At 68.3% G+C, this 14,995-nt stretch carries 15 protein-coding genes; 13 read left to right on the top strand and 2 right to left on the bottom strand.

From position 1 onward, the window contains the following. The first annotated feature begins 37 nt into the window (after positions 1–37). The 3 genes from ABZS61_RS21375 to ABZS61_RS21365 all read left to right on the top strand — a co-directional run bounded on the left by ABZS61_RS21375 (position 38) and on the right by ABZS61_RS21365 (position 4,125). Positions 38–1,243: an FAD-dependent oxidoreductase gene (locus tag ABZS61_RS21375; protein WP_356423381.1), complete on the top strand. Its 1,206-nt coding sequence runs from the start codon at positions 38–40 to the stop codon at positions 1,241–1,243. A 499-nt stretch (positions 1,244–1,742) separates the two neighbouring features. Further along, complete coding sequence (locus ABZS61_RS21370) at positions 1,743–2,534, top strand: hypothetical protein (RefSeq protein WP_356423378.1); 792 nt, start codon at positions 1,743–1,745, stop codon at positions 2,532–2,534. A gap of 238 nt (positions 2,535–2,772) precedes the next feature. Next, positions 2,773–4,125, top strand: a complete 1,353-nt coding sequence (locus ABZS61_RS21365; RefSeq protein ID WP_356423375.1) for a hypothetical protein — start codon at positions 2,773–2,775, stop codon at positions 4,123–4,125. Between the two features lie 265 nt (positions 4,126–4,390). On the opposite strand, the gene ABZS61_RS21360 is transcribed toward ABZS61_RS21365, so the two are convergent. Together ABZS61_RS21360 and ABZS61_RS21355 are read right to left on the bottom strand one after the other, a co-directional pair. After that, positions 4,391–5,656 carry a hypothetical protein gene (locus tag ABZS61_RS21360; protein ID WP_356423373.1) on the bottom strand — a complete coding sequence of 422 codons (1,266 nt, stop codon included), beginning with the start codon at positions 5,654–5,656 and terminating at the stop codon, positions 4,391–4,393. A 231-nt stretch (positions 5,657–5,887) separates the two neighbouring features. Further along, positions 5,888–6,697: a class I SAM-dependent methyltransferase gene (locus ABZS61_RS21355; RefSeq protein WP_356423369.1), complete on the bottom strand. Its 810-nt coding sequence runs from the start codon at positions 6,695–6,697 to the stop codon at positions 5,888–5,890. A gap of 56 nt (positions 6,698–6,753) precedes the next feature. On the opposite strand from ABZS61_RS21355, the gene ABZS61_RS21350 reads away from it, so the two are divergent. The 10 genes from ABZS61_RS21350 to ABZS61_RS21305 all read left to right on the top strand — a co-directional run bounded on the left by ABZS61_RS21350 (position 6,754) and on the right by ABZS61_RS21305 (position 14,984). Continuing rightward, positions 6,754–7,470, top strand: coding sequence for a GntR family transcriptional regulator (locus ABZS61_RS21350; protein ID WP_356423366.1), 717 nt, complete (start codon positions 6,754–6,756; stop codon positions 7,468–7,470). Positions 7,471–8,041: 571 nt separating this feature from the next. Further along, entirely contained in the window at positions 8,042–8,191 is a 150-nt protein-coding gene (locus ABZS61_RS21345; RefSeq protein ID WP_356423363.1) for a hypothetical protein, read from the top strand. A 118-nt stretch (positions 8,192–8,309) separates the two neighbouring features. Continuing rightward, positions 8,310–8,576, top strand: coding sequence for a DUF6284 family protein (locus ABZS61_RS21340; protein ID WP_356423360.1), 267 nt, complete (start codon positions 8,310–8,312; stop codon positions 8,574–8,576). Then, positions 8,573–9,433 carry a DUF2637 domain-containing protein gene (locus tag ABZS61_RS21335; protein WP_356423357.1) on the top strand — a complete coding sequence of 287 codons (861 nt, stop codon included), beginning with the start codon at positions 8,573–8,575 and terminating at the stop codon, positions 9,431–9,433. Before ABZS61_RS21340 ends, ABZS61_RS21335 begins: the two co-directional genes overlap by 4 nt. Next, complete coding sequence (locus ABZS61_RS21330; RefSeq protein ID WP_356423354.1) at positions 9,430–9,765, top strand: RRQRL motif-containing zinc-binding protein; 336 nt, start codon at positions 9,430–9,432, stop codon at positions 9,763–9,765. Before ABZS61_RS21335 ends, ABZS61_RS21330 begins: the two co-directional genes overlap by 4 nt. Before the next feature lie 301 nt (positions 9,766–10,066). After that, the gene (locus tag ABZS61_RS21325) at positions 10,067–10,435 is read left to right on the top strand and encodes a DUF6251 family protein (RefSeq protein WP_356423350.1); all 369 of its coding nucleotides are present in this window, start codon (positions 10,067–10,069) and stop codon (positions 10,433–10,435) included. Between the two features lie 259 nt (positions 10,436–10,694). Continuing rightward, on the top strand, positions 10,695–12,482 hold the full coding sequence (locus ABZS61_RS21320) for a MarR family transcriptional regulator (protein WP_356423346.1): 1,788 nt from the start codon (positions 10,695–10,697) through the stop codon (positions 12,480–12,482). Between the two features lie 92 nt (positions 12,483–12,574). Then, the gene (locus ABZS61_RS21315) at positions 12,575–13,486 is read left to right on the top strand and encodes a bifunctional DNA primase/polymerase (protein WP_356423343.1); all 912 of its coding nucleotides are present in this window, start codon (positions 12,575–12,577) and stop codon (positions 13,484–13,486) included. Beyond that, positions 13,483–13,824 (top strand): hypothetical protein, encoded by a 342-nt coding sequence (locus ABZS61_RS21310; RefSeq protein WP_356423340.1) that lies wholly within the window; start codon positions 13,483–13,485, stop codon positions 13,822–13,824. The genes ABZS61_RS21315 and ABZS61_RS21310 overlap by 4 nt, the downstream gene beginning before the upstream one ends. Next, a complete protein-coding gene (locus tag ABZS61_RS21305; RefSeq protein WP_356423337.1) occupies positions 13,821–14,984 on the top strand; it encodes a DUF3631 domain-containing protein in 1,164 nt (387 codons plus the stop codon). Before ABZS61_RS21310 ends, ABZS61_RS21305 begins: the two co-directional genes overlap by 4 nt. The last annotated feature ends 11 nt before the right edge of the window (positions 14,985–14,995 follow it).

The following is a 14,995-nucleotide window of genomic DNA, read 5'->3' as shown; positions in this document are numbered from 1 at the left end:
TTCAGGTGGTGAACCCGCGCGAGACAGGAGCCAGGACATGCAGCAGCGCATCATCGTCATCGGAGCCGGATACTCAGGAGCCATCGCCGCCGGTCGCCTCGCCAAGCGGCTGCACCGCGAGGACGTCGCCATCACCCTCGTCAACGCCGAGCCCGACTTCGTCGAGCGCGTGCGGATGCACCAGCTCGCGGCCGGCCAGGACCTCAAGGCCCGGCCCTTCAGCGAGATGTTCGCAGGCACCGGCGTCGAGCTGAGGCTCGCGAGGGTCACCGGCGTGGACGTCGACCGCAAGACCGTCACCGTCATCGACCAGGGCGACGCGGGTGGCACCGAGGAACTGGAGTACGACAGCCTCGTGTACGCCCTCGGCAGCGCCTGGAACAGCGACGGCGTCCCCGGTACCGCCGAGCACGCCCACGAGATCGCCGGCCGCCCCGGAGCACTCCGGCTGCGCGAGCGCCTGGCCCGCCTGGACGCCGGCCGGCCCGTGGTCGTCGTCGGCGGCGGCCTCACCGGCCTGGAGGCCGCGACGGAGATCGCCGAGGCCCGCCCGGACCTCGACGTCACCCTCACCGCCCGCGGCGAGCTCGGCGACTGGCTGTCGCCCAAGGGCCGCGACCACGTACGGAAGGTCTTCGACAAGCTCGGCATCACCGTCCACGAGCAGGCAGCCGTCACCGGCGTGGAGGCCGACCGCGTCACGACCGCCGACGGAACGTCCCTCCCGGCCGCGGTCACCGTGTGGACCACCGGCTTCGCGGTCCACCCGATCGCCCGGGCCACCGCCCTGGACGTCACCGACACCGGCCGGATCGTGGTCGACCGGACCATGCGCTCGGTCTCGCACCCGGACGTGTACGCCATCGGCGACGCGGCCATGGCGATGGGCCCCGGCGACAAGCCGCTGCGGATGTCGTGCGCCACGGGCACCCCCATGGCGTGGCAGGCCGCCGACGCCATCGCGGCGCGCCTGACCGGCGGGAAGCCCCCGACCACGCCGCTGCGCTACTTCAACCAGTGCATCTCGCTGGGCCGCAAGGAAGGCCTGATCCAGTACGTCACCGCGGACGACCGCTCCGTCCGCGCGGCCCTGACGGGACGGCTCGCCGCCGTCTACAAGGAGCTGGTCTGCAAGGGCGCGGCATGGGGCGTCGCCAACCCGATGCTCGGACTGCCGTCGCGGCCCCGCCGCATCGTGCGGGAGCGGACCCCGGAAGGCTCGCCCGCCGAGGCATCGGCCTGACGGCCTCCGCGAGAGAGGCCCCCAGGACTTCTTGCCTGAGGGCCTCTCGTCGGCAAGCCCCTGCCGAGGCTGCGCTCAGCGACGGCTGAGAGCAGTTGCCGACGTCTGCTCCCGCACGGACACGGCTCTCCCGAACTTCGAGCTCCCGCACGGACACGGCTCTCCCGAACATCGCGCTCTCCCACGGACACGGCTCCCCCGAACATCGCTCTCCCGCCCGCCCCATGCCCACGTGAACCCCCGAATGGGCCCCGGGCGACACGCGAGAAGTTCACCACCGGCCCCGACTCCTTTCCCGGGGCCCGCCCCTGTCCATCGGGCCCACGAAGACGGATTCGGTACGGAGAGTAATGACTGCCCTGGTTCTTCCGTTGCACCATGCCCGCATATGCCTCCGAATAGTGATTGCGCCGTCACCAAGGGTTGAACGCAGGTGTGCGTCGCGTCGATCGGGCACCCGGCGCAGGCCGTTGCCCTCACCTACGTGGAAGGAATGAGTGTGAGCACTCGCATGGGCGGGACCCGGGGGAAGGTCCTCGCAGTCGCAGCACTGGCCGCAATCGTCGCCTCGACATTCACCGGATCGGTGTCCGCCGCCTCAGGCGGACACGACGGAGACCAGGAGCGCGCCGACCACTGGGGCGTGATCACCCGCAACACCATCGGCTCTCCCGTCGCCGATCTGAGGAACGGCCCCTTCGGTTCGTTCGGTGTGACGGGCCCCTCCGCAAGGCCGCCCTACGGACGCGGCAGCCTGGGCATCGAGGTGGCGGACCAGTCGACCACGCTGAGCCCTCCCAGCGAGAAGGTCGACTTCGGCAACGAGGTCGACTTCTACGGCGATCCGGTGCAGGGCCTGCGGAGGGTCGGGTTCCACGTCTTCCAGACCGGGGAGAACGTGGCCTACGGGGGCAACGAGAACATGCCGAACATCAGGTTCGAGATCGATCCGAACCTGACCGGGCTCGACGACGACTACTCCACGATGGTGTGGGTGCCGGACGCCTCCCCGGTGACGAACGGCTGGAGCGGCTTCATCGACGCCACCACGACCGGCTACTGGTTCCTCACGGGCAACGAGAACAACATCTGCAGCCAGGCTGATCAGTGCTCCCTCCAAACCCTGAAGGCCGAACTCAACCAGGACGGTGGCGCGGGGGCGACCATCCTCTCGGCCGCGGTGGGCAAGGGCCGCGACCACATGTGGATCGGCGCCGTCGACGGACTCCGCATCAACCAGACCATCTACGACTTCGAGACCAGCGGCGTCAGGACACGTAGGGCCGGCTGACCCACTCGCGCCGAAGGCCCCTCGGGAAAATCCCGAGGGGCCTTCGGCCTGCCGTGCAGTCGAACAAGTTCCTCGACGAACGCCAAGTCCGCGGCCCCGGCGGGTGATCGCCCATTCACCTTGGTCAACCGCTCCGCGGCGTCCCATCCCCTTCCCCCGGACGGCCCCGAGCGCTCGCGCGTGACCGACCTCCGGGATGTGCTGGCAGCGAACCAACCAGGCAGACCGGAGGCGTGCCATGCCGGATGACAGGCAAGCGGGTCCGGGTGGGCAGGAGCGCGACGCATCGGGCGCCGACGGCGAACAGCCCGAACTGGAACTACTACGGTCACGCGTCGACACGCTGGAGGCCGACAGAGCGGCGCGGGTTCCCCACCACCGGTGGCGCTCCTTCTTCTCCGCCCTGCTCATCATCATCGGCTGCATTCTCGCTCCGCATGCCGCTCTCGCCTCTTGGGCGGCGGACATCGTGGGCAAGCAGGACCGCTACGTGGACACGATCAAACCGCTCGCTTCGGACCCCGCCATCCAGAAGGCAGCGGCGAACAGGGTCACCGACGCGGTGATGGAGCACATCGACCTGCCGACCCTGCTCGAAGGCGTGGCACCCGCGGACCGGCCGCCGGCCCGGAAGGCGCTCGGCACACTCGGCGATTCGCTGGAGAGCGCCGTCCGCAGTTTCGTCCACGACAAGTCGGAGGAGGTCATCACCTCCGAGACCTTCGAGAACATCTGGATCCAGGCCAACCGGCGCATCCATGTGGCCGTCGAGAAGGCCCTCACGGGTTCCGGCGGCGGCGCGGTGAAAATCAACAACGACTCCGTCACCGTCGACCTCGGACCGGTCGTCGCACAGGTCAGACAACGCCTCGTCGACGAAGGCATGAAGGCGGCTTCGAAGATCCCGGACGTGCACACCGACTTCACGGTCCTGCGCGTCGACAACATCGGCGACACCAAGACGTACTTCCGGGTCCTGCAGATCGCCGGGTTCTGGCTGCCCGTGCTCTCGGTGGTCCTCATCGCGGCCGGAGTCCTGCTGTCCAGGCACCGCCGGCGCGTTCTCGTGACCGCGGCGCTCGCCTTCACCTTCGCCGTGCTGATGCTCGGCCTGGGCCTGACCGTCTTCCGCGTGGCCTACCTCAACGCGCTGCCCGACAGCGTCTCGCAGGCCGCCGCGGAGTCCGTCTACGACACGCTCACGCGCTACCTGCGCACCACGGTCCGCATGGCGGCGACGCTCGGCGTGGTGATCGCCCTGGCCGCCTGGCTGAGCGGCCCGGGCCGATCGGCGACCTTCGTACGGCAGTCGTGGCACTCAGGCATCGGGGCGGTCCGCGCCACCGCCGACCGCATGGGCATGCGCACGGGCCCGGTCGGACCGTTCCTGGGACGCCACCGCACGTGGATCCCGTGGATCCTGGTCGGCCTGGCGGTCCTGACGTACGTCCTGTGGAGCTACCCGACGGCGTTGGTCGTCCTCACCATCACTCTGATCTGGCTCCTCGCCACGGCGCTGGTGGAGTTCCTCGCGGACAGCCGCGAGGGTGAAAACACCCCGGTGTCCGACTCGAAGGGCGGTACGGGCTGACACGGCCGGCCCAGGTCGACTGCTGCACCTCGCAGCTGTACGGACAACGCGAGAGACCCTCAGGATTTCTCCTGAGGGCCTCTCGCTTGCTGTGCACTCGGCAGGATTCGAACCTGCAACCTTCTGATCCGTAGGCGGGTGCTGTGCGCCTGGTCATGCACAGGAGCCCTCATCAGGACGCCATGCTCCCCCAGTACAGGACGTGGTCGTCCGTCGGTGTGCGCCCCCGTTGATGTCAACCGCTGATGTCAGGCCGCCATCTCGGCTATCGCTCGTTTCTCTCATCCATCTGCTTCCACCGTTCGAAGATCGGCAGGAACGGCCCCAGGACGCCCAGTTCTTCATCGGGGCCCGAGACCGTCTCCCCAAAAATAATCTCTCCCGACTTACTTCTACTGAATGGGCTGAGTAGGGACAGACGCTCGCCAGCTCTTGTAGCCGCCGCCACATGAAGGACTTCCTGCCTGTCTTCCCTGTCACGCGGAGGGATCTGAAGACCCTGCGCGTCACGCTTATCATCAGGCGCCCACCAAGCCTCAATGACCAGGACGATTCCATCCGCCCGCAACGTTTCCACGCGATCTGCAAGCCGATGAAACATCAAATACTTGCCGTTCTGGTCAACGAAGTTAGGGGAGATCATGTCAACGATCTTCCCATCCCGATATGACCACATCATAGGCATGTGACACTTATCTTTACGCAGCACCCGGTGCGCCGACTCCAGCAACTGCGGGGCCGCCTCAATAGGGTCGGAGGCCGACACGGAAAACGATCCGTACCGCGCATAGGCCTTTTCCACTAGCCGCTCGTCGCGTCTAATGTGGTGCTCTACTTCGTCGATCCCAAAGCCATCTTCCAGATCGACATGCTCCTGCCGGAGGCTTGAGTTAATGTCCATGCAACCCAGCGGATGCACACTGACGGCCGGAGTAACGCAGCCAGGCTCTCTTCTATCGATGGTGCACGAGGTGACACCAGCAGCAGCATGCCCCGCATGGAGCAATCTGCTCAATTCAATGAAAATTTCCCTAGTAGCATGAAGCAGCTCGTATTCAGGGAGAGCCTTATCCACCCACCTGCGAGAGATGGTTACAACACCTACTCGCGGATTTCCGGGGTTTGAGAAAATCGCCGCAAGCATCTGACGCGAAGACATACGGGGAGGGAATGCAAACTTCCTCTCCTCCTTGGTAGTCCAGTTTGCTACCCAGCGAATTTTCGCTTCACTGAGCAGATCAAGGTCAGACTCCTTAACAATTCTATTTCTAGATTTTACGGCCCAGCGCATCAGGGGCCTGGGGCAGACTTCATTAACGAATCTTGTGTACCACTCCCCATATCCAGCGAGGTCGGCCTTCTGCTTCTGAACCATGAAGGTAACATTACGCAAGCCCTGAATGAGTGAATTCAAATGCATGCGAAAACTATCGGGCTCCATATAAGCAGCCGACATCGCATGCCACATCGCATGGCAATCCATTAGCCGCTTATGGGCGGTTGGCATAGGGCACGGTTCGGAAGCAGCCATGCCACGAGGATAAGGAAGTTGGCCACCCATGCCGACTGATTTGCACTTTTACACCATAGTGAAATAATTTACCCAGAAAGGCAATATATATTACGCTTGTTCTGATTCAAGCGCTTTGCCGGAAATAGCCCATAGGGGCACCAGCGCAACACCCACACCCGTGCGGTGGCAACACGAATTGCCGCTGCCTCCGTCGCCCGCGTCACGGGCAGCGGAGGCTCTCTTGCGTCTTCACGCCGGTACGCGACCTACAGCGAGGAGGTGGGAGCTGGCAGCGAGTAGTTCCGGGTACGGCTCTGCCATGCGCGCTGCTGCCATGGCAGAGGCGATCAGGTCATCCGTGGGCCCCTCGCCCGGCTGTTGCTCGGCCGCTTTTACGAGGGACCACGCGGGCCCCTCGATGCCGAAGACCTGCACGTCCGTCAGGCCGGAGGCGGCCAGCTCCGCCACAAGCTCTTCAGCTCGGTGGAAGTAGGACAAGGTGAACCCTCGTACACCGTCGTAGACGGCCGTCTCAAGAATCTTGGAGACCGAGTCGCGAATCCGCTCGGTATGTAGGTGCGCGTACGTGACGTGTTCGAAGAGCGACGCGTAGCGGTTGATCGCGGCAGCAGCGATCAGCCCACCCGGCTTCACTACGCGGCAGGCTTCCGCCAGTGCCTTGCGCCGATCCCCCGGGTCAGGGAGGTGGTAGAGCGGCCCGAGCAGCTGCACTACGTCGAAGCTGCCGTCCGGTTGGGGCAGGTCGCGGGCGTCCCCCACGAGCGCTGAGCACACGGCCGCGGCGCTCTCGACATGGCGGGGCACGGGGTCCACGAGCGTGACTTCGTAGCCGTCCTTCACCAGCCATTCAGCGTGAATCCCGGTTCCCCCACCCACGTCGAGCACGCGTGCCGGCGCGGGAGGCAGGAAGCGTCGGAGGAGTTCTTGAGTCCTGGCCAGCTCCATACGCCCGTCTGCCGAGCTGCGCAGGCGGTCGTCCTCGTTCACTGTCTCGCCGTAGAACCGCATCACGGAGGGAGCCAATTCGAGATTCGACATGGTCGCAGTATCCTGTGTACCGGTGGACCAGTCCAGCGCGCGGAGTAGGGGAAGCCATGGCAGTTCTGAAGTACGAAGAGATCGCAGAGTCCCTGCGCGCCCGCATCGCTGCTGGCGAGTTTGCCCCTGGGGTCACCATCCCGTCCGGCCGCGAGCTGGCGGAGCAGTGGGACGTGTCGCGGGCCACCGCAATCAAGGCGGTGGACGTGCTGCGCAACGACGGCGTGGTCGTGGCCAAGCAGGGCACCGGCTTCGTCGTCACGGAAACCCCCGTGGCGCGTCCCGCCGGCGCCCGCCGAGCGGGGTCGGCGCGCATCCTGGGCGGAATGCCGTTCACGCGCATTAGAGAGCCCGACTGGGCAGAACCGTCCGTACGCGTCGCCGGAGCCCTCGGCATCTCCTCGGGAGTGCTGGCACTCCGGCGCATCCGCGTACACCAGCTCCCGGACGGCACTCCCCACAGCTGCGTGGAGGCATGGTTCCCTCCTGAGATCGCCGAAGTGGCGCCCCGCCTCGCCGACACCGCCCCCATCGCGGAAGGCACAACGCGCTACGTGCGTCGGCAGACCGGAAGGTCTCCGGCCGAGGGAGTAGACATCACCACAGTGCGCCTGGCTACGGAGACAGAGGCCGGCCGATTGGGAATCTCGGTGACCACACCTGTCGCCGTACTCCTGCACACCGCCCACGATCAGGATGGGCTCCCGCTGGTATGCGAAGAAGGAGTCACCCCATCCTCACTCTTCGAGCAGGTGGACACCTACGCGATGTAGGCACTTCAGGCACCCGAATTGAGCTGGACCGGTCCGCCGGTCCAGCTTTTTTGATGCCCCGTCATGCGACCTGACCTGCACATACGCAACCCACTGCCAGGCAACCGCAATTTCATCCCTTGACTGGACCGGTCCACCGGTCCAGTCTATGAATGTGGCCGCCAGCCACTCCGGAACCTTCGGACCGCGCTGGTGTGCCGCGCCCACAACTCCACAGCGTGATCCACCGCAGTACGGCGGCCGTGAGCGTTACGGCCGAGGCGAGTGGAGACCAGCCGACCGAGAACCGGCCCCCGTCACACCGGGGCCCACACCCCTAACCGGGAACGCCATCGGCTCAAGAACCGCACGGCACAACCTTCGAAGGTGCCACCTCAGACTTCCGGGATTTCGGATCTCCCCGGACCGAGCAGCGCCGTGTGAATCGGAGAACCGAACGACTGTCGTTTCCGCGTGAAACGGCCGGTTGCCTCCTCCGCCTGTCCGGCCACTGGTCGTACAGGCGGTGCTGAGGGGAGCCGAGGCCGGGATGACCGGCCGGGTCCACACCTTCCACCCATGAGGAGTTCGCATGTTCGGCAAGCAGTCACAGAGCGCGTCGACCGACCTGACCACTCCCAAGGCCGTCGCCCGCAGCCAGAAGGTCTACGACCGGATCGTGGCCGGCAAGTGCAAGAACGCAGCAGCCGAGCTGAAGGCCACCCACGCCAAGCGCGACTGACCCACCACTTCCGGGCCGCACGCCGTGGCGGGCAGCCCACCCCATGACGGCGCGGCCCCGGTGCTCGAACACCGGGGCCGCTTTCGGGCCGTCCGACCCATGAAGGAGACAACGACCCATGAAGACCATCGCCGCACTTCAGACCCTCGTTACGGCCGCGTCGCTCGACATCGAACCGACGGCCGCCGAGCTGGACGCGATCGACCTGGAGATGCCGCTCATCCGCGCGGAAGTCGAGCTGCTGGACGCACAGATCATGACCATCGACCGCCCGGCGAACGAGCTGGACGCCCGGCGGGTTCGGCGGGCTGGCAACCGTGTACTGGCCGCCCGCCGGGACCTTGCGAACCGCGCCGACGTGGCGCACTCGGACGGTGCGGCATGAACCGCTTCGGTAAGAGCCTGCTCGTGTTCGCCCTGGTGGTCGTCGTGGCCATGGCGTTCCGCGTCTCGTGGAACGCGTTGCGGGACGTGGCCAGCGCAACCGGCGCGGACGGCACCGCCGCCCTGCTCTACCCGTTCGTGGTCGACGGCCTGATGGCCCTGGCCCTGGTCGCCACCCTCGTACTCACCGACGAGGCCCGCCGGTTCGCGCTGCGGGTGCTCGCTGCCTACACCCTTGCCTCACTCGTCCTGAACTACGTTCACGGTCTCGTCCCGGAGCTGCACGGAGGGATGGCCGACTGGGGTCGACTGGCCGACTGGGACCCCGCCAACTGGGCCCTGGTCTTGCTGGCCACGTCGCTGCCGGTCGGCTCGATCTACTTCGGCTCCGACCTCGTGGCCAAGGTCCTGCACCACCGACCGGTCGACTCCACGAATGCGGAGAAAACGACTGAGACTGCAACGAATCGGTCTATGTCTGACCTGGGAGAGTCGACCCCCGCCCCGGTCCTCCCGCTCGCCCCGAAGCCTGCTCCGCCCGCGCTTCCGGCTCCGGTGGTGGTCGACCTGGTGAAGCGGTCCGCACCCCTCCCGGCGCGGGCGGTGGCCGCAGAGTCGGCCCGACCGCGTGGGGCGACCGGCCGGGTCCCGGACGCGGCCCGCACACCCCGACCGGTCCGCACGGCGGATGAACTGCTGGCCGAGGCAAGGTCGGTGACTGCCGATTGGCCGGTCGGCGACCTGACGGCCGAGGGCATCCGCAGGGCCGTCCACACCTCCGCCGCCAAGGCCCGCGTCCTGCGCGAGACCCTGCGGGCCGAGCGAACGGCCGAACCGCTCGCGGCGACGGCCCGATGACCACGCTGCCCGTCTACCGGTGGCGCCTGGCCCCGGACGGTCTGGCCACCCGCCGCCAACTCCGCGCCCTCGGACTTCGGCCCGGCGGGCAGGACGTCGCCGCCGAAGTCCAGCGCCCCCGCCGACGCCGGGGCCCGATGGTCGCCTACCTCTACCGCATCGACCAGGCCAAGCCCGTACGGCCGATGACCCCGGGCCGCCGGGCCGCCCTCGAAGCGGCCATGCGAGCCCGCCGGACCTGCCCCACCTGCAGCCGGGATGCCGGGTACTGCATCCCGCGCTCACTCGGCATGTGCGTGCCCTGCTCCGACCCGCCCGCACCGACTGCCTGATCGGGGATGGCTATCGGGCACCGGCTCAGAAGGCCGAGGCGATGAGTCCAGCGACCCGGGCGCCGTACGTCTTCAAACGATGCGATGTGCGGCAGTACAGCCGCGGCTTACGCCGCCCTGCCTGGTTGATGCGCGTGTCACACCACCGGCACGGCAACTGGCCGTAATACCGGCCGTCTTCCCCCAACTCGGCTCGCCCCATGAACGCGAATCCTATCCAGCGCCCACCCCTTGCACCCGGGGTCTGCCCTGCCGATCAACGAGCGGGGTCGGGCGCTTCCTCGCTCGTGGAAGGAACCTGATGAACCAGCACCTTCCCGCCCCCAGGGCGGTCACGGTCGTCCAGCTCCCGGACGGCACCTACACCTACGCCGACACCGCTCATCTCCCCGCACCGCAGGCGCCGCAGCAGATCGTCCAGCACATCCACCAGGCGCCGCCGGACCGCACGGTGCAGCGCATCGCGCTCGGCTCCGGTGTCGGCGCCGGAGCGGTCGCGGCCGGCGTCTACTTCGGCCCCCTGCTGGTCGCCGCGCTCACCGCCATCGCCGCGAACCTCGCGATGCTCGCGTTCATCGCGCTGGTCCTCGGTTGGTGCGTGGTCACCGTGGTCCGGGCCGTCGGCGACAGCGCCAAGAGCACCGGCAAGCGCGGCCGCAACGGCCGCTGAACACCCGCAAGCCGTAGACGGCCCGCAGGGCGCCTGACCCCCTTCCGGGTGGGTTGAGACCCCCCGGGTCGCGTTCGACCGCGAGAACCCCCGTAGCGACGCTGTGTGACTGGAGTTTCCGGTCTCGCGCGCGCACGCGTAGGGGCCCCTAGGAAACCAGGAAACCGGAAACACGCTCACTCCGCGTACACACACCCGCGCGTGGGGGCGGGCCGTGCAGGGCCCGCCCCCACCGACTCAGAACCCTTGGAGAGATCCCGTGAGTCAGTCTCAAGTCTGGCGTACGCACCGCCAGTACATCGCCACCGCCGCCCGCTGGAGCGCGGACCGGTGGCGCAAGGAAGCAGACCGCCGCCGCACCCTGCGCGCCGACCGCAAGCCCCTTGTCCGCGACGCACGCCGCGCGCTGGCCACCGCCCGCGCCATAGACCCCGAAGGCGTCACCCCGCTGCGGCACCGTGCGGAACGAGAACTCCGCACGGCCAAGCGACGCGTCCCGGACCCGATGTGGCTGTTCGCCGCCAAGACCGCCACCGCGCTCGGTGTCGCCGGGTACGTGTGGCTGCCGCAGGTATCCGTCCGCGCCTGGGTGTGGTCCGCCATCGCCGTGGTCGCCGCCGTCACGGCTCTGACGGTGTGGACCGCCGTACGCGGCCGGGACACGACCGGGCTCACGCCCACCGCCGAAGAGACCATGCTGCTGAAACGCCTCCAGCCGCAGCACTGGAAGGAGCACGCCGAACAGCGCGGCCTGGCCGGGACACTGACCGGCCGGCCGAAGCTGACCGACGCCGGGATCGTGGTCGCGGTCCGCCTCGACGGCACGTGGACCGCAACCAAACTCCGCAGCGCCGAGGACCACGTACGGTCCCTGCTCGGCGCCCGCACCAGCCTGCGCATCCAGATCAAGGCGGGCAAGCAGGGCGGGTGGGCCGAACTGATGCTGCGTACCCGCAGCGCGGCCGACGGCGACGACCTGACGTGGACGCCCGAGCGACGTTCCCTCGGTATCGACACGGTGACCGGCGAACAGGTCACCGTGCCGCTTGGCGAACGGCTGCTGATCGCCGGGCGCTCCGGCGCCGGGAAGTCCGTCGCCTCCCGCCCGCTCCTGTTCGACGCGTCCGAGGGCCCGGCCAACGCACTGGTCATCATCGACCTCAAGCGCGTGGAAGGGCGGTTGTGGGACCACCGGGCCCGCGTCGCCTCCACCCCGCACGAGGTCATCGACGTCACCGACGAGCTGGAGACGGAGATGCTCGAGCGGCTGTCCGTCCTGCCCAAGGGACAGGACACCTGGACCCCCACCCCGGACCGGCCCCGCATCACGGTCGTCGTCGACGAGGGCGCCGAAGTCATGACCGCCGCCGACAAGGTCCCCTACGAGATGGAGGCAGCCGACGGCAAAACCCGGACCGCCAACCGGTCCGCCCTACCTGCCCTGGAATCCATCGCCCGCATGGGGCGCGCGGCATGTATCGACCTGTGGTGGATGACGCAGAAGCCCACCATCGGCGACGGCATCCCCAAACAGATCGCCCCGCAGATCGGCGTCTCCATCTGCCTCGCCGTCCGCACGCCGGCCGAAGCCCGCGTCGTCCTCGGAGAGGACGCACAGGCCAAGGGATGGACCGCCGACGAACTCCCCGTCCCCGGTGTCGCCCTGATCCGGGACGGCAAGCGCAAGCCCGACCCCGTCAAGGTCCGCTACATGGACAAGGCCGTCGTCATCGCGCTCCCGGACCGCACCCCCTGGGCCCGCTCGGGAGTGCCGACAACGGAAGCCGCGGGCACCCCGACGCTCACGCTCGTGAAGGACACCGAGTCCGACCCGGCGCTCGCCGTGGACGGTGCGACCGCCCGCGTGCTCAAGGCCATCAAGACCGCCGATGAGCTGGTCCGCCAGAAGGACTTGGTAACGCTCACGGGCTTGTCCAAGGGCGCTGTGTCCAAGGCCGTAAAGACCCTCACCACCGGCGGCACCGTCGTCCGTACCCCGGACGGCTGCCTGACCACCACACGCGGCGACGAGTCCGCCGCCGCCTGACCCACGCACGACGAGGGCGGCCCCCTCTCACGCCAATGAAGCGGGGCCGCCCTCCCCTGCCAGCACTTCTCACAGAACTGGAGACACCCAGCATGCCCCAACACTCCTCATTCACGCTGCTGTCCGCAGCCTTACGAGCAGCCGAACGCGGCTGGCACGTCTTCCCGCTCCGCCCCGGCGACAAGCGCCCCGCCCTCCACGGCGAGACCGCCTGCCCCCACACCGGCCCCTGCACCACCAGCCATTTGAAGTGGGAACAGCGCGCCACCACCGACCCCGACCGCATCCGCGCAGCCTGGTCCACCGGGGCGTGGAACGTCGGCATCGCCACCGGCCCGTCCCACCTGGTCGTCGTCGACCTGGACAGGCCCAAGCCCAACAGCAGTGCGGACACGCCTTGCGGCGTGACGACCTTTGCGGCGCTCTGCGAGCGCGCCGGACACCCGGTGCCCCGCACCCGCACGATCCGGACCGCGAGTGGCGGGCAGCACCTGTACTTCAGTGCCCCTGCCGCCGCCCGCCTCCACAACACCGCCGGAACCCTCGCCCCCTTGGTCGACACCAGGGCCTGGGGCGGCTATGTCGTCGCCCCAGGCAGCACCGTCAACGGCCGCCGCTACACGATCGACGGGCCCGCCCTCATCAACCCCCTGCCCGCATGGCTCCGGGCCCTTCTCCTGCCTCCGCACCCGAAGCCCGTCGCCGTTCCGGCGCCTGCTCTGGTGCCGGTGCGGGTTCACCGGTACGCCGAAACCGCCTTGGAGCGCGAACGGACCACCGTCCGGGCCGCACCCGAGGGACGGCGCAACACCACGCTGCTGGCGTCCGTCCGGGCCGTGGGTCGGTTCGTGGCGTGGGGCGATGTTCCCCGACACGTCGTCGAAGCGGCTTTTCAGGCAGCGGGCGAGGCCGCCGGACTCACTGCGGCCGAGTGCCGCGCCACCATTACCAGCGCCCTGGACTGGTCCATCCGCACCTGCCGGCCACGACCGGAGGCAGCATGACCACCCAGACCAATTCCCCGCTGAAAAGCCTCCCCAACCCGCCCCGGCCTCGCCGATCCGGCCCTGGCAACAGTGGCGGTGAGGCGCCGAAGGTCGTCGCCGAAGGCGTCCGCGTTGCAGTTCTCCCTGACCCGCGCGCGGTCACGGTGACCAGCATTCAACCGGGCCTGGTCGTGCGCGGTCTCGGCCGCGAGGAGATCCCCGTGGCGGACTGGCTCTGTGCCTGCGGGCACCACGAACGCGCACGGGGCCGCAGCGCCGTCATCGAACTCACCACCCGTGTACGCGTCCAGCAGTGCCCCCACACCACCCCCGCCGCCTCTGGGAGGGCCGCATGACCGACCCCACCCCCACCACGCCGCCCATCGACGGCGCCGCTCTCCTCGACGAGGTGGAGGCGTTCCACCGCCGCTTCAACGTCTTTCCGAGCGAAGCGGCGTACGTCGCGGTCGCCCTGTGGGACGCGCACGCGCACCTGCTCGACTGCTTCGACTCCACCCCCCGCATCGCCTTCCTGTCCCCCGAGCCGGGGTCCGGAAAGACTCGGGCACTGGAGATCGTGGAAACCCTCGTCCCGCAGCCCATGACGGCCGTCAACGCGTCCGCCGCTGCCCTGTTCCGGTCCGTCTCTGCAGGCAACGGCAAGCCCACCATCCTGTTCGACGAGATCGACACCGTCTTCGGGCCCAAGGCAGGGGACAACGAGGAACTACGCGGCTTCCTGAACGCCGGACACCGCCGTACCGGGGTCACCTACCGGTGCATCGGCGACGGCGGGCAGCAGACCGTGCAGGCATTCCCCTCGTACTGTGCGGTCGCGGTCGCCGGTCTCGGCTCGCTCCCGGACACGATCATGAGCCGGGCCGTCATCGTCCGCATGCGCCGCCGGGCCCGAAACGAAACGGTCGAGCCCTTCCGGGCCCGCATCCACGAAGCCGAAGGGCACAAGCTCCGGGACCGGCTCGCCGAGTGGGCCGAGCACGCCCGCGGCTTCGTCATGGGCGCCTGGCCGGACATGCCCGACGGAGTCAGCGACCGGCCGGCCGACGTGTGGGAACCGCTGCTCGCCATCGCCGACGCGGTCGGCGGTCACTGGCCCAAGCGGGCCCGCGCGGCGTGCGTGACCCTCGTGACCGCCTCCCGCGCCAACGACAAAGGCAGTGTCGGAGTCCGGCTGCTCACCGACCTGCGCGACCACGTCATGGTCGGCATCGACCGTCTGCCCACCGTCGCCATCCTCGACAGGCTCAACGCCCTGGACGACGCACCGTGGGCCGACCTCCACGGCAAGCCGCTCGACAATCGGCGCTTGTCCAAGATGCTCGCCGAGTACATGACGGCCGACAACGAGCCCATCGCCTCCCGCAACATCAAGACCGCCGGGAGCGTGCTCAAGGGCTACTACACCGCCGATCTCTGGGACGCCTGGGCCCGCTACTGCCCCCCACCCCCGGAAAGTCCGCTACCTCCGCTACCCGGCACCGAGAACACGGTCTGACCAGCACCAAC

This window comes from Streptomyces sp. NPDC005566, assembly GCF_040605575.1.
Lineage (GTDB): Bacteria > Actinomycetota > Actinomycetes > Streptomycetales > Streptomycetaceae > Streptomyces.
The sequence above is the reverse complement of the archived record's forward strand: the minus strand, read 5'-3'. Positions and strand labels throughout refer to the sequence as shown.

Bases quoted from the DNA above. Each gene is read 5' to 3' on its own strand.
- ABZS61_RS21355 (WP_356423369.1), bottom strand. From the start codon at position 6,697: ATGTCGAATCTCGAATTGGCTCCCTCCGTGATGCGGTTCTACGGCGAG.
- ABZS61_RS21315 (WP_356423343.1), top strand. From the start codon at position 12,575: ATGCCCCAACACTCCTCATTCACGCTGCTGTCCGCAGCCTTACGAGCA.
- ABZS61_RS21330 (WP_356423354.1), top strand. From the start codon at position 9,430: ATGACCACGCTGCCCGTCTACCGGTGGCGCCTGGCCCCGGACGGTCTG.
- ABZS61_RS21335 (WP_356423357.1), top strand. From the start codon at position 8,573: ATGAACCGCTTCGGTAAGAGCCTGCTCGTGTTCGCCCTGGTGGTCGTC.
- ABZS61_RS21350 (WP_356423366.1), top strand. From the start codon at position 6,754: ATGGCAGTTCTGAAGTACGAAGAGATCGCAGAGTCCCTGCGCGCCCGC.
- ABZS61_RS21375 (WP_356423381.1), top strand. From the start codon at position 38: ATGCAGCAGCGCATCATCGTCATCGGAGCCGGATACTCAGGAGCCATC.
- ABZS61_RS21360 (WP_356423373.1), bottom strand. From the start codon at position 5,656: ATGGCTGCTTCCGAACCGTGCCCTATGCCAACCGCCCATAAGCGGCTA.
- ABZS61_RS21325 (WP_356423350.1), top strand. From the start codon at position 10,067: ATGAACCAGCACCTTCCCGCCCCCAGGGCGGTCACGGTCGTCCAGCTC.
- ABZS61_RS21305 (WP_356423337.1), top strand. From the start codon at position 13,821: ATGACCGACCCCACCCCCACCACGCCGCCCATCGACGGCGCCGCTCTC.
- ABZS61_RS21310 (WP_356423340.1), top strand. From the start codon at position 13,483: ATGACCACCCAGACCAATTCCCCGCTGAAAAGCCTCCCCAACCCGCCC.
- ABZS61_RS21345 (WP_356423363.1), top strand. From the start codon at position 8,042: ATGTTCGGCAAGCAGTCACAGAGCGCGTCGACCGACCTGACCACTCCC.
- ABZS61_RS21365 (WP_356423375.1), top strand. From the start codon at position 2,773: ATGCCGGATGACAGGCAAGCGGGTCCGGGTGGGCAGGAGCGCGACGCA.
- ABZS61_RS21340 (WP_356423360.1), top strand. From the start codon at position 8,310: ATGAAGACCATCGCCGCACTTCAGACCCTCGTTACGGCCGCGTCGCTC.